Annotated in this window: 16 protein-coding genes and 1 pseudogene; 13 read left to right on the forward strand and 4 right to left on the reverse strand. The window is 58.2% G+C overall.

Annotated features, from left to right (window positions below; genetic code table 11):
* Positions 1–408: 408 nt before the first annotated feature.
* From G463_RS0115715 to G463_RS21975, 3 genes are read left to right on the forward strand one after another with little or no spacing between them, the layout of a single operon-like run.
* The gene (locus G463_RS0115715; RefSeq protein WP_026975921.1) at positions 409–756 is read left to right on the forward strand and encodes a PadR family transcriptional regulator; all 348 of its coding nucleotides are present in this window, start codon (positions 409–411) and stop codon (positions 754–756) included.
* The gene (locus tag G463_RS20895) at positions 753–1,424 is read left to right on the forward strand and encodes a hypothetical protein (protein WP_051322370.1); all 672 of its coding nucleotides are present in this window, start codon (positions 753–755) and stop codon (positions 1,422–1,424) included. Before G463_RS0115715 ends, G463_RS20895 begins: the two co-directional genes overlap by 4 nt.
* Positions 1,421–1,987: a DUF4825 domain-containing protein gene (locus G463_RS21975; RefSeq protein WP_051322371.1), complete on the forward strand. Its 567-nt coding sequence runs from the start codon at positions 1,421–1,423 to the stop codon at positions 1,985–1,987. Before G463_RS20895 ends, G463_RS21975 begins: the two co-directional genes overlap by 4 nt.
* Before the next feature lie 214 nt (positions 1,988–2,201).
* On the opposite strand, the gene proS is transcribed toward G463_RS21975, so the two are convergent.
* Positions 2,202–3,653: a proline--tRNA ligase gene (gene proS, locus G463_RS0115730; RefSeq protein WP_026975922.1), complete on the reverse strand. Its 1,452-nt coding sequence runs from the start codon at positions 3,651–3,653 to the stop codon at positions 2,202–2,204.
* 182 nt (positions 3,654–3,835) lie between these two features.
* On the opposite strand from proS, the gene G463_RS20905 reads away from it, so the two are divergent.
* The gene (locus G463_RS20905) at positions 3,836–5,044 is read left to right on the forward strand and encodes a DUF2515 family protein (RefSeq protein WP_051322372.1); all 1,209 of its coding nucleotides are present in this window, start codon (positions 3,836–3,838) and stop codon (positions 5,042–5,044) included.
* 24 nt (positions 5,045–5,068) lie between these two features.
* A complete protein-coding gene (locus G463_RS0115740) occupies positions 5,069–5,599 on the forward strand; it encodes a transcription repressor NadR (protein ID WP_026975923.1) in 531 nt (176 codons plus the stop codon).
* 22 nt (positions 5,600–5,621) lie between these two features.
* Here the strand turns inward: G463_RS0115740 and G463_RS21980 are convergent, their stop codons facing one another.
* Positions 5,622–6,053: a helix-turn-helix domain-containing protein gene (locus G463_RS21980; RefSeq protein ID WP_051322373.1), complete on the reverse strand. Its 432-nt coding sequence runs from the start codon at positions 6,051–6,053 to the stop codon at positions 5,622–5,624.
* A gap of 150 nt (positions 6,054–6,203) precedes the next feature.
* Between G463_RS21980 and G463_RS20915 the strand changes: the two genes are divergently transcribed.
* On the forward strand, positions 6,204–6,914 hold the full coding sequence (locus tag G463_RS20915) for a cytochrome c biogenesis CcdA family protein (RefSeq protein ID WP_035487692.1): 711 nt from the start codon (positions 6,204–6,206) through the stop codon (positions 6,912–6,914).
* A gap of 43 nt (positions 6,915–6,957) precedes the next feature.
* On the opposite strand, the gene G463_RS0115755 is transcribed toward G463_RS20915, so the two are convergent.
* Complete coding sequence (locus G463_RS0115755; protein WP_026975924.1) at positions 6,958–7,494, reverse strand: GNAT family N-acetyltransferase; 537 nt, start codon at positions 7,492–7,494, stop codon at positions 6,958–6,960.
* A 133-nt stretch (positions 7,495–7,627) separates the two neighbouring features.
* Between G463_RS0115755 and G463_RS0115760 the strand changes: the two genes are divergently transcribed.
* From G463_RS0115760 to G463_RS0115785, 6 genes are all read left to right on the forward strand, one after another.
* Complete coding sequence (locus G463_RS0115760) at positions 7,628–7,831, forward strand: helix-turn-helix domain-containing protein (protein WP_026975925.1); 204 nt, start codon at positions 7,628–7,630, stop codon at positions 7,829–7,831.
* Entirely contained in the window at positions 7,828–8,469 is a 642-nt protein-coding gene (locus G463_RS21985; protein WP_051322375.1) for a helix-turn-helix domain-containing protein, read from the forward strand. Before G463_RS0115760 ends, G463_RS21985 begins: the two co-directional genes overlap by 4 nt.
* Positions 8,470–8,506: 37 nt before the next feature.
* Entirely contained in the window at positions 8,507–8,695 is a 189-nt protein-coding gene (locus tag G463_RS0115770) for a hypothetical protein (RefSeq protein WP_026975926.1), read from the forward strand.
* Between the two features lie 308 nt (positions 8,696–9,003).
* Positions 9,004–9,786, forward strand: a complete 783-nt coding sequence (locus G463_RS0115775; RefSeq protein ID WP_026975927.1) for an enoyl-CoA hydratase-related protein — start codon at positions 9,004–9,006, stop codon at positions 9,784–9,786.
* Positions 9,787–9,828: 42 nt separating this feature from the next.
* Positions 9,829–11,154, forward strand: coding sequence for a dihydrolipoamide acetyltransferase family protein (locus G463_RS0115780; protein WP_026975928.1), 1,326 nt, complete (start codon positions 9,829–9,831; stop codon positions 11,152–11,154).
* 114 nt (positions 11,155–11,268) lie between these two features.
* Complete coding sequence (locus G463_RS0115785) at positions 11,269–11,559, forward strand: YerC/YecD family TrpR-related protein (RefSeq protein ID WP_026975929.1); 291 nt, start codon at positions 11,269–11,271, stop codon at positions 11,557–11,559.
* 40 nt (positions 11,560–11,599) lie between these two features.
* On the opposite strand, the pseudogene G463_RS23690 reads toward G463_RS0115785, so the two are convergent.
* Positions 11,600–12,382: pseudogene (locus G463_RS23690) on the reverse strand (cation:proton antiporter).
* Positions 12,383–12,410: 28 nt separating this feature from the next.
* Here G463_RS23690 and G463_RS24110 point away from each other — a divergent pair.
* Positions 12,411–12,566 (forward strand): transposase (locus tag G463_RS24110; protein ID WP_026975803.1); only part of this gene is annotated, 156 nt, incomplete at its 3' end.

The raw sequence follows: 12,566 nt of genomic DNA on the forward strand, positions 1-12,566 counted from the left end.
CTTTCTTCGCCATGCAGGATATGTTTCATCTAATGGAGGCAAGGATCGCTCACATCCGGCAGACGCAATTGCCAAAGGATCACGTAGAGCGGATTATACAAATGTATACAGAGCAGACCGAGCAACTACAACTTGATATCGCCGTTTAGACGGTTTCAACTGGACAGAAACCAAAACAAGGAAGTGTCATCAAGGCCAAGGGATTCGTATGCCCTTTATAAGCTGTCTATCGTTACCGCTTGTGGATACCGACCACTCCACCTGGTTTCCAAGGAATGAATACCCATAAGAGGAAAGTGAATTGCTGTGTTTTACGCCCTCATAAACTCATTCGGAAGGCTTTTCGGACACGCTCTATAATGACACACATAATAATATGTGTTATGTTGGGGTGGGGGTGAGGAATGCATGTCTGATGCGGTGAACGGGGACCTGATTCGGGGAAATATCGACACCATCATCCTCAGTGTATTGTTGACCAACGACAACTACGGGTACGAAATCATCAAAGCGATCCGGAGAAAGAGCGGCGGTAAGTACGAGCTCAAGGAACCCACGCTGTATTCCAGTCTCCGACGAATGGAAGCGCAAAAGGCGATTGAATCGTACTGGGGCAACGAAAGTCAGGGCGCCCGGCGCAAATACTATCGAATCACCCCGCTGGGAGTGGCATTGTACAAGAAAAACCTCGAGGCGTGGCAGTCGGCGCGGGACCTGATTGACAGGTTGATTGTGGTGGAGGAGGCATCGAAATGAATCCATTGGAACGCTATGTTGACCGTCTCTTTGCAAAACACCAATTAACCCCCGAGATTCGGGAACTCCGAGATGAAATCCTGACCAATCTGGAAGCCCGCGTTAGTGATCTGGTCACTAGCGGCTGCACCGATGCGGAAGCGTTGGCAATTGCCGTCAACAGCATCCCCGACGTTCACTTCCTGATTGGTAGTCACGTGTACATCCGCGTTGACCCGTACATACAGGAGGTCACGCAAATTGGCGTCCTTTATCTGACCATTGCTTGGGTATGCACCATTCCGCTGCGGGTATTTCCGCTCGGCATCATTGCAAACTCGCTGCTCATGGTATTGTTGGTTGCCGCAGGTATTCTGTACCTGAGCCTGATTCTCTCAAAACACCCGAAACAGTCCATGGTGAAATGCATCGATGTGAACAAGGCAAAACGAGTTCGCAATGGGGTGTGGTGGCTTTGGAGCCTGTATCTCGCAATGTCAACGGCCTTCACCTTTGGAACTCGGTTTGCGAGTAACCTCTGGTTTCATCGTCCCGTTCAGATGGATGGACCGTATCAACTCGCCTCCGTCGCGGTGCCTTTCTTGCTCCCGTTTGTCACCGTGATTGTGCCGTTGTTTGCGACAAGTGCCTACCGCTTCCTACATTTGCACAAGGTGGTGGAACCATGAAGATGCGAAATCTCGTCATCATCCTGCTGTTGGCCATTGGCGTGTTTGCATTTGTCATCGTGGAATTTTCTGTGAAACCAATCATTCGCGCGCGTCAACAGGCTTATCTGGCGGCCCAAGAGAATCCGTTGACCCACGACGTTCAAGGAGTTCTCCAATATCGGAACGCGTACATGGGCAACGCGTCCAACGACGCCCATCTCAACGCGAATCTGCCTCTCGGCCGGTTCATTCAAACCTACGAACTTCACCCCAACCAGTTGGAACTTGTGATTCACTACAGACGTCCGGATCTGTCTATGACCAGCTCATTCTTCAAAGCGGCGCTGCTCTACGACGCAACCGCGAACTTTGCGTTGATCGGTAATTTACAAGCCATCACGTTTGACTTTCCGGCGCAGGCTTTCCATGCGACCCGCGATGCGGTGCAGCGGTGGTACGGTCTGAACCCGTCCACGCTTGCGAGCGGATCGACCTGGAAGACCCAGGTTCAGCGTCGGTTGGGGGATGAAGCGTATGTGAATGCAGCGTTCGCAGGCGTGTTTGGCACCCGCACGTCGTGAACTGCGGGTTGTACCGCTCCTTTGCCGTGAAAGGACGAATGCCATCGTCTGTGGTGTACGACGGCAAGCTGGAGGTTCGCGCAACCAGAGTGCCTGAACAGGCGAAGCGATTCGTATGGCACCGCCAATGCGCCAACACAATACGAAGCTGTCCCCCGCGGATTCCGCGGGGGGACAGCCTCGATTCGTCGCGATGGATTGTCTGATGTCGCACTCAATACGCGCGTGCGAACCACACTGTATGAGAGGCCGGCTTGCCGCAGCAAACGCACGTGGCCATGGTCTGCGGAGGGTTGAAAGGGATGTTGCGGCTGGTCGCACCGGATTCGGTCTTGACCGTCTGCTCGCACGCATCATCTCCGCACCAGCCCGCGAGCACAAATCCGCGTTGGTCTCGAATCACCTGAACCAGTTCGGGCAGTGTTTCGGCGATATGCGAATTGGCGTCCTGGAACGCTTTTGCCTGCTGATACATATTGGATTGGATCTCATCGAGCAGCTGCGGCAGAGCGGACAGCAGGTTGTCCGTAGGAACCGGCACTTTTTCTCCGGTATCGCGCCGGACGAGGATGACCTGGCCGTTGTCCATATCCCTTGGCCCGACTTCGAGCCGGACGGGGATTCCGCGCATCTCGTACTCGTTGAATTTCCAGCCTGGGCTCAGATCTTCGCGGGCGTCCATGCGCACGCGCACATTTGCCGCCAACAGCCGTTGCCGCAGATCCTTCGCATGTTTGACCACCCGCTCGCGCTCTTTTTGCGGCCCGATGGGAATAATCATCACCTGCGTCGGTGCGACCCGTGGTGGCAGCGCCAGACCGCGATCATCGCCATGCACCATAATCAGCGCGCCGAGCAGACGCGTGCTGACACCCCATGATGTGGTGTAGGCAAACTTCAGTTGATTGTCGCGGTCCAGGAACTTGATATCAAACGCCTGCGCGAAGTTTTGGCCCATGTAGTGGGATGTGCCCGCCTGAACTGCCTTGCCGTCCTTCATCATTGCCTCAATGGAGTATGTATCGACGGCACCCGCAAATTTCTCCGAAGGCGACTTCTGTCCGCGATAGACCGGAATCGCCAACTCCGTCTCGACGAAATCAGTGTACAAATCGAGGATCCGCATGGTCTCCTCGCGCGCCTCTTCTTCCGTGGCGTGTGCCGTATGGCCCTCCTGCCACAGAAACTCACTGGTCCGCAGGAACGGCAGCGTGCGCTTTTCCCAGCGAATGACGTTCGCCCACTGGTTGATGAGCACGGGCAAATCCCGATACGATTGAATCCATTGGCTGTACATATGGCCAATCACCGTCTCGGACGTGGGGCGAATGGCCAGTCGTTCCTCCAGCTTTTCCCCGCCGGCTTCGGTCACCCAGGGCAATTCCGGATTGAAGCCTTCCACGTGTTCCTTTTCCTTATGAAAGAAGCTTTCCGGGATGAGCAGCGGGAAATACGCGTTGCGATGCCCGGTCGCCTTAAACCGCCTGTCCAGTTCGCGTTGGCACGCCTCCCACAGTTCATAGCCCTCCGGTTTGAAAACGATGCAACCGCGCACGGGGGCGTAGTCCATCAAGTCGGCTTTCTTGATGACATCGATGTACCACCGCGAAAAATCTTCGCTCTGGGGAGTGATTTCTGATACAAATTCCTTATTTTGTTTTGCCATTCGGCACCCTCCTGTAGCATATCGCAGACATGCCGCAACGTCGCTTCATCAAATAACAGAAGTATATCAAAGAACGCGCGAAAATCTGAATGGCTGTGTGCGGCAGCGGGAATATTTTGCTGCGAGTGCCGGACACGCTGAGAACAGCGGATGCGGATTGACCGCGGTCAGGAGGTGGCAATGTGCTCTTCCGACTCAGTGCCTGTCTCAATCTCTGCACGCATTGGTTGGCCCGTTCCGGAGACAGTGAGGAAATGCTCCAACTGCTGCGCATGTTTCGCTCAGCCCTTCGGCAAGATGTGGCGCCAGCCGAGGATGAGCTCCCGGTTGAACGCGGCGAGGCGGAAACGGGCTGGCTGACCGAGATGGAACGACAAACACGGCAGCAGAATCGCAATAACCTGACGCGCACGGCCGCCTATCTCGATGTCTACCGTCGCAACCCGGAGTTGCACTGGGCATTTCTGGCCCACATGGTATCCCGCAACGGTGGCTGGAACATGACCGATTTGCGCGGGGAGTGGTTCCAGAGGCTCACCGATGATCGTCTAGTCGACGCCTTCTTCAGGTTTTTGGAACAGGCAAACTGGCTGATTTTCAGCGACGCGTATCCACAATTGCTGATGTATGAGTGGAGCAAGCGGGAAGGGCGGGATTTGAGCGGTTACCTCGGCCGATTCGGGGTCTCGCGGTTCATGCGGGTGGTGTGGCGGTGGTTCTGGCAGCATCGCAACGCATCCGTGTTAACGCGCGCGTTGATTGTGAACGAGCAGAATTTTTTGGAGTCTCGCATCATGCGCAACGCGCATTATCGAGCCACCGTGCTGCGTACGGCTGCGTACCGCATACAGTCCGCATTGGATCTGACGCACATCGTGTTTCCATTTCTACAGAACGGGCGTGTGCAGTTGGCTGGAGAGGTGGCGCATCGTTTTGCGTCTCTGGAGGATCGAATCGTGACGGGGCAGCGATTGTATCAATTGTTGTTCTCCGACCATCATCGCCACCGGGCGTTCGTGCGTTGGGCGAACGCGGTGGTGCATACCGGATCGCGGCAGGACTACGGGACGCACTGGTTCACGACAGACCAAGCGGTGCTCCGTTTGGACCAACCGTATCGACCGTGGTGGAGTGAGAACGGGATGCCGCGAAAGCTGTACAGCCCACGACTGGTGGACGCATGGCCGGACGTGGCGCACCCTGCCATCCGCAGGGTCGATTGGTTTCGAAGCTTGTGGCAGGTGCTTCCATTATTCGGGCGCATCCGGCCACCGCTGTCGCCCGAAGCGTTCACGCGGGCCTACGTAGCGGGACTGCGGCGGGTGGACCAGCTGGTGCAATGGGAAGGAAAGGCGGATGCCCTGTTGACAAACCAGTATACTGAACGATAGAGCATGGGGATGGGGAGGAACCGTATGACGGAACGGAACGAACGAAGGGAACGGCAGCAACGGATGCTGGACGTGTTGGCGGCCAGCCGTCATCCCATCACGGGCGCGGAACTCGCTGAGCGATGCGGCGTCACGCGCCAGGTGGTGGTTCACGATATCGCACTGCTCCGGGCATCCGGGGTGGCCATTCATTCAACCCCGCGCGGCTACTGGCTGGCGGAGGCAGCAACGGGTGAAGGAGCATCCATACTCGCGGTCAAACATCCACCAGAGCTGACGCAGACAGAATTATACATTCTCGTGGATCATGGGATTCGCGTGGTGGACGTGTTTGTGGAGCACGCGGTCTACGGTGAATTGCGAGGAAGTCTGCACCTGTCGTCGCGTCGGGACGTGGACAATTTTCTTGAGAGCGTGCGCACGGCCAACGCGCCGCTGCTTTCCAGCCTGACGGAAGGCTTCCATTTTCACACGGTTGAGGCACCGGACGACGTACGCCTGCGCGAAGCGGTTGCGGCGCTTCGGCAAGCGGGCATTGAGGTGGAGGACACCTGACGCTCGTCAGGCGTTCCACGGCTCAGGGATGCGCGCGATATTCCTGCTTCTGTTCACGCATGAACTGCGCGATGATCTGCAGCAGTGTCGGCACGTCCGGTTCGGCCTCCTGCTGCGCCAAACGCATCGCAAGGGCCACGTAGGGGCGGGACTGTTCCGAGACGATGAACCGACGCGTCTCTTCATCATACAACCGTAGAAATTGCGCGAAATCTGCCTGGGTTTGATGCGTCTCCGGCCCGGTCGTTGTCGCGGCCTCATCTTCGAAGTAGGTCACTGGAACACCGAGGGCTCGAGCCAACTTGCCGATCTGGTAGAGGGAGGGGGTTGGCCGAGTTTCGTTCTCGATGGCACTGATGTAACTGACGGAGACGCCGGATATACTGGACAGTTGCTTCAGCGTCCAGCCGCGCTGTTTCCGCAATGCGGAAAGCTTTTCCCCGATGGAAGACACAGCGTCTCACCTCCAGCCTCATTATAGACCGAAGTGAACATAAAGTGTACACAAACGTAGAACAAAGAGGAATACCGCGGGAGACGATGGAAGCGGTTTCCTAAGGAGTCGACCTGGTGTATGGTGTGGCTAGAGGGGAGGCGTGACCCGGTGAATCCATGGTCGATGTGGTTCGCATTCGGAGCAGGAATCCTGTCGTTTGCGTCACCCTGCACGCTGCCGCTGGTACCGTCGTATCTCGGATACATGACCGGTCTGTCCTGGGCCGACGTGGCGCGAGCGGAGGTTACGTTTCAACTGCGGCGCCGCGCTCTGCTGCACACCCTGTGTTTCTGCCTTGGACTGTCCCTGCTGTTCTTGGTGCTGGGCATGGGGGCGACCGCCCTTGGCGGGGCGCTCAGGCCCATGCTCAACACGCTGCGGGTTGTGGGGGGCGTGCTGCTGGTTGGCTTTGGATTGATGACTGCGGAGGTCGTTCGCATTCCATGGCTGCTGAGGCCGTGGCGGATTGCGTGGGCCGGTCGGCCTGCGAGTTACCTGGGGTCGTTTTTGGTGGGCTTGTTCTTTGCTGCGGGATGGACGCCGTGTGTAGGGCCGATGCTCGCCTCCGTGCTGGCGCTCGTGGTCATTCACCCGGCTCAGGGCTGGGTCGCTATGGCCGCCTACGCAATGGGGTTCAGTTTGCCCTTTCTCCTGCTGGCGCTGACGCTGGCTTCCGCGCGGGCGTGGGTGAAATACGCGTCTGCGGCGACGAAAGCGGGGGGATGGTTGTTGGTGGCGGTGGGACTCCTGTTGGCCACCGGCAAGCTGTCGTGGTTGGCGATTTGGCTGCAGAACGGCCTCCACTGGACGTTCGGTTGACGGACGGCAAGCCGTGTGCCAACGGCCGAGAGATAACCGCGGTTCAGTTGGGGTGGAGGCTCGAAGGCTCAAGGGCGTACAGAATCTGCGGAACGCCCAGCTCCCACGATTTGCGACGCTGATAGCGGGCGAATGGCCCCGGTGCATCCGGTGGATACACGTGGATTGGCCACGGCAGTTTGACCATGGCGCGCTGAGCGCGGAAGTTGTCATGGGCTACAAGGAAAAAGCACCAATCCACCGGCAGACAGCGTTCGACCTCCCGCAGCAGTGCTTCTTTGCACGGAATGTTGCAGTGTTTGCCCCGAAACGCAGGGCGGAGGTATGTCCCACATTCGGCGGCTCGGACGCCGTCTGGCAGATACAGTTCCGGAACGAGATGGGCGGTGCCAAAACCAACCAAAAACTGTTCGCGGAAAAACGCGCGGGCGAAGCCCTCCTGAATCGATTCGGCAAACGATTGTCGGGCGATGAATTCCTGCCATCCACCATCAAGGATGAGATGGCGCAGGGTTTCTTCGTCCTCGCGAATCAGTTGCTGCATCCATCGCTCGCTGAGGATCGCCAAACGCACATCCACGGACCTTCCTCCTTTCCCGCACGGCTTGACATTTAGTATAGCATGATTACTCAATTGAATAAATTTTACTGGAAATCCACGGTGCGCATCCGATATAATTCCTCAATAGAGGAATTCAACAGGGGGCGCTGCCATGGCAAGACTGGCCGAACGTGTCAAACACTACCGCCTGAAGCAACACTTGAGCGTGCGGGATCTCGCTCAGCGTGCCAACGTGTCGGTGAGTTACGTGTACGCCATCGAATCCGGACAACGAGGACACAATATTGTCAAATTGGAGCGGATTGCCAAGGCCTTGGGTGTACCTTTGAGCGCACTCTGGGAAGACGACGCATGAGCACGTACGAGTTGCCGTGGGAAGTCCTCAAGCGTCTGCGACGAGAACGCGGATACACGCAGACCGAACTGGCGGCCGGTGTGGCCTCACCGACGCTGTTGTCCCATGTCGAGACAGGGCGGGTATTGCCGAGCGAACGGATGTTGCATGCGCTGGCCGGTCGGCTGGGGGTGGATGGGGCGATGCTGTGCGCCCTGTGGCGTCCGTATCGCCAGCGACACCGGCTGGTTCATGTGCTCTGGCGGGCATTTTGCGCGTCGGATTGGGAATCGGTGGCGAATCTGCTTCACAGGGATGGGCACCTGCTCGGCGAAGGGGAGCGGTGGCTGTACGCCGCCTGGGTTTGCGTACAGAACGGGGAGCTTCGAGAGGCGGAGTTGTGGCTGAAGAAGGCGTGGTTCTCGGCGAAGGTGGAGCGGGGGATTCCACCCATTCATCAGGCGGCGGCGCACCTGGATCGTGGCCGGGCGGCCATCGATGTGTGGCGCTGGCTCGCGGTGGAGGCGGCGGTGCACGTGCAACTCTGCCTGCAGCTTGGCCGCACGACCGCCGCAGAGGTGTGGACGGCCAAGTACGAAGAGAGACTGCGGAAGGCGTGTTCCCGCAGTACGGAGCGCGGCCGGCGGGCCATGGTATAATTGCGGCAAAGTGGCAGGCCGGTGAGGAGGGAAGACCATGGCCATGACCGGTGAGGAAGTCGGCTACCGTGACGCGATGCGTCAGGTTCAACGGAGTTTGCAGCGCCGTTTGCACATGCTGCAGGAAGAATATGATGGAGCGGATGCGGATCGGCAAAAGGAACTGCGTGTGCGCATGGATGAGGTGAAACGCATGCAGCATGTGGTGGAATCGCTCCACCGCTGAGACGCCGTTCTGCGGGGATTGCAGAGAACCGGAACTGCGAGGGTTCATCGCGCTCGCGTGGACCGGGCGTGACTTTTCCTGCAAGCATTGTTTTGAAGAGGAATTTCAGGTAAGCTGGGGGTGACGGGATGAAGCGGAAGTCCCACTCCCAGACGAAGTTATGAAAGCGGATACATTCGTTCGTGCGCGCAAGTCGCACCGGTGGCGGACGACCAGCGCAGGGAATCTGCGCCCGGTCGTCGTATGCTTTGCATACGGGGATGCGCTGCCACCGCAAAGCGCCGACAGAGAAGTGGAGGAATTGGCGAATGTACGAGACGATTTTGTTTGAGTCCATTGGCCGTGTCGTGAAGATTTCACTGAATCGCCCACAGGTGTACAATGCCATCAACGTGCAGTTGGGGCAAGAGCTGTACGACGCCTTCAAGCGCGTGGAAACCGAGGGGACGGCCAGAGCCGTCATTCTCACCGGCGCCGGGCGAGGATTTTGTTCCGGTCAGGATCTGACCGACGCCGGAACGGTCGGTGCGGGAGCACATCTTGCGGACAGCGTACGAGAACGATATAACCTGCTGATTTCAAAAATGCGGAGCCTACCGGTTCCACTCATTGCCGCCGTCAACGGGGCATGCGCCGGTGCCGGATTCGGCCTGGCACTGGCCTGTGACCTTCGCTTCGCCGCGGCCGATGCGAAATTCACCATGGCGTTCAACAAGATTGGCCTGGTTCCGGATTCGGGAACCAGTTACTTTCTTTCCCGTCTGGTTGGTGTGGGCAAGGCATTGGAGTTGGCCTGGACCGCCGACGTGTTCGGGGCCGAGGAGGCCGAGCGCTTGGGGATTGTCAACCGGGTGTTCAACCCGGAGGCGCTGCAGGAGCAATCGTTGGCGTTCGCGGAACGGTTGGCCGAGGGCCCCACAGTGGCGTATCGGCTGACAAAGGAACTGATTTACGACAACGCCGTATCCTCGCTGTCGGAAGCGTTGGAGAGGGAAGCTCGATATCAGGATGTGGCAGGCATGACCGAAGATTTTCGAGAAGGCGTGCAGGCGTTTGTGGAAAAGCGGTCACCGTTGTTTCGCGGGCGCTGACGGCTGGGTTTGAAACGGAGTCAGAGGAGAGGAGGGGCATGCGTGTCCACAGTGGAGTTTCGGTTGCCTGACGTGGGAGAAGGCATCCAAGAAGCGGAGATTGTCAAATGGCTCGTGCAGGAAGGAGAGCGGATTCAGGAATTCGATCCGCTCGTTGAGGTGCAGACCGACAAGGCCCTGGTGGAACTGCCGGCTCCGACGACCGGATACATTGAGGAGATTGTCGCGGTGACCGGGTCGATTGTTCGCGTGGGGGATGTGCTGGTGCGGATTGGCTCACAAAAACCCGCATCGGCTGCGGCGTCCGGGAATGGGAGTGCGGACGACGTCACCTCCGCGCTGCATTTGGCTGTGAAACAGGTGTCCAAGGCAGGCAATGCACTCCGGCTGAAGGCCACACCGGGCGTCCGCCATTACGCTCGGGCGTTGGGCGTACCGCTTACGGCGCTGCAGGGCACCGGACCAGGCGGGCGCATCACGAAGCAGGATGTGGACCATTACCTGCACACGTGGCGTCCGACCGTGCGGCCGGTGGATACGCGTTCCTGGGCAGATGACGGCGGTGATTCACTGCTGTGGTCGGCCGTGAAGCAAGCGGAAGTGCAGCGCACAGAACGGACGCAAGAGGCGCGGGCCGCGTCGGAAGAGGTCGCGCCGCGCGTCCGCAGCGGAGTGCGCATTCCGTTTCGCGGGGTTCGCAGGGCGACTGCGGAACATGTGAAGCGCTCCTTTTTCAGTGCGCCGCATGTGACCGCCTTCGACGATTGCGACGCGACGGAATTGGTCAACCTGCGGGCGCGCTGGAACAAGGAGTTGGAGGCCGAGGGCAAGCATGTGACGTACCTGCCGTTCCTCGTCAAGGCCACGGTGTCGGCGTTGAAGGCCTTCCCATTCTTCAACGCGTGCCTGGACGAAGCGGCGCAGGAAATCGAACTGATTTCGGAGTATCACATCGGCATCGCTGTGGACTCCGCCGACGGCCTGTTCGTCCCGGTCATCCGCAATGCGGATCAGCTGTCGATCCGCGAAATCGCCGATGAAATCGCGCGATTGACAGAGGGGGTCCGGCTGCGCTCGCTCAGTCAGGACGAACTGCGCGGCAGCACGTTCACCATCACCAACCTGGGAACCATCGGCGGCATGTTTGTGACTCCGATTTTGAACTATCCGGAGGTCGGCATTCTCGCCGTCCACAAAATCCAGCGGAAGCCGGTGGTGGTGGAGGAACAGATTGTGATCCGCGATGTGCTGACGCTGTCTCTGTCTTTTGACCACCGCGTGATTGACGGAGCCACATCGATACAATTCATGAATCACCTGAAACATTTGATTGAGCATCCGGATGCTCTGCTGTTGGAATTGCGCTGAGGTGGCGGATAGACCGCCGCCTCGTTTTCGTCACGGGGCGGGGGCGGCTAGGCAACCCGGCTTCACTGTGTTACCATACGGAGGAGACGCTGTATTTCGGTAAAGGGTGAAAGTATGACGCTGGATAAGCTGAAGGATGAGACGCTGGATCGGTTGTTTGAGGCGGTGCTCTCGTTGCAGACCATCGATGAATGCTACCGATTCTTTGACGACTTGTGTACGATTGGCGAGATGAAGTCACTGGCTCAGCGTTTGGAAGTGGCGCGCATGTTGCGGAAAGGGTGCACGTACCACCAGATTGAAGCGGAGACCGGCGCCAGCACAGCCACCATCAGCCGGGTGAAGCGCTGCCTTCACTACGGTTCCGATGGCTACGCGCTGGTGTTGGATCGAATGAGGGACTGACGCGGGTTCTGGCCCTCCGATGTGGTGTGCGCGGACCGGTTCAACACCGTGCGCTGGACGGCCGGGAAACGAGCGTGAGGAACGCCACCGGCGAAATGAGACATGTTATGACCGCCACCATGACCACGGCGGAGGCCATCTCCGGGGGCAGCGCCCCGACCGGAACCCCGATATCGGCCGCTGCTACCACCAGACTCAGGCGCGTGGACATGGCAAACCCTGCCGCGATGGCCTTGCGCCGGCCAAAGTATTTTTTGAGGTGCCACGCTGGCAACATTTTCACCAAATACGACAACAACAGGCAGGCTGGGATCCACAGTATCGCCTCATCATGTGTGAAAACACCCAAATCGAAATTCATTCCCACGGACAGAAAGAAGATTGGAATCTAAAATCCGTATCCGATGCCGCGACAATAGGTCAGGACCTGCGGTTTCGCCGCGAAGGTTGTGGCTGAAATCAGCATACCGGCGAGAAAACTGCCCACAATGGGCTCGGCGCCGGTGAACTGCGTCGTGACACAGAAGAGCGCCAGCAAGACCAGCGCGGCGCGTGCTCGCGTTTGGTCATCGACCGCCCAACGACGAAGGGCGGGTCGGCGGCGAATGAAACGGAATATTCCATAAACACTTGCACCAAGTGGTAAAATGGTGAGCGTTAGGAGAAAACTGGTGATGGATCCGGCCGTTTGTCGGCTGATGAACAGCGAGAGCAATAGCATGGTCACGAGATCTGCCACGAGCGCACTCTGCAGGAACACCTGCCCATAGACGCTGTGCAGTACGCCTATACTGGCCCCAGAGTCAACCCAGACAGAAGGGATGGGTTAAGATGAAGTAGAGGTGTTTATGATGCCGGGACGTAAGTGGACAGTGGACGAGAAGATGAACATCGTGCTCGAGGGCATGATGCCCGGTGCGAATATCAGCGAGGTATGTCGGCGGCATGGCGTGGCCCAGAGTCTGTATTACAGGTGGCGTGAAGCGTTCCTGACTGGTGGACGGGCT

It is taken from the genome of Alicyclobacillus contaminans DSM 17975 (assembly GCF_000429525.1).
GTDB lineage: Bacteria > Bacillota > Bacilli > Alicyclobacillales > Alicyclobacillaceae > Alicyclobacillus_A > Alicyclobacillus_A contaminans.

Coding starts and splice junctions, on each gene's coding strand:
- G463_RS0115760 (WP_026975925.1), top strand. CDS start 7,628: ATGGCAAGACTGGCCGAACGTGTCAAACACTACCGCCTGAAGCAACAC.
- G463_RS0115740 (WP_026975923.1), top strand. CDS start 5,069: ATGACGGAACGGAACGAACGAAGGGAACGGCAGCAACGGATGCTGGAC.
- G463_RS20895 (WP_051322370.1), top strand. CDS start 753: ATGAATCCATTGGAACGCTATGTTGACCGTCTCTTTGCAAAACACCAA.
- G463_RS0115770 (WP_026975926.1), top strand. CDS start 8,507: ATGGCCATGACCGGTGAGGAAGTCGGCTACCGTGACGCGATGCGTCAG.
- G463_RS21975 (WP_051322371.1), top strand. CDS start 1,421: ATGAAGATGCGAAATCTCGTCATCATCCTGCTGTTGGCCATTGGCGTG.
- G463_RS0115785 (WP_026975929.1), top strand. CDS start 11,269: ATGACGCTGGATAAGCTGAAGGATGAGACGCTGGATCGGTTGTTTGAG.
- G463_RS21985 (WP_051322375.1), top strand. CDS start 7,828: ATGAGCACGTACGAGTTGCCGTGGGAAGTCCTCAAGCGTCTGCGACGA.
- G463_RS0115775 (WP_026975927.1), top strand. CDS start 9,004: ATGTACGAGACGATTTTGTTTGAGTCCATTGGCCGTGTCGTGAAGATT.
- G463_RS0115715 (WP_026975921.1), top strand. CDS start 409: ATGTCTGATGCGGTGAACGGGGACCTGATTCGGGGAAATATCGACACC.
- proS (WP_026975922.1), bottom strand. CDS start 3,653: ATGGCAAAACAAAATAAGGAATTTGTATCAGAAATCACTCCCCAGAGC.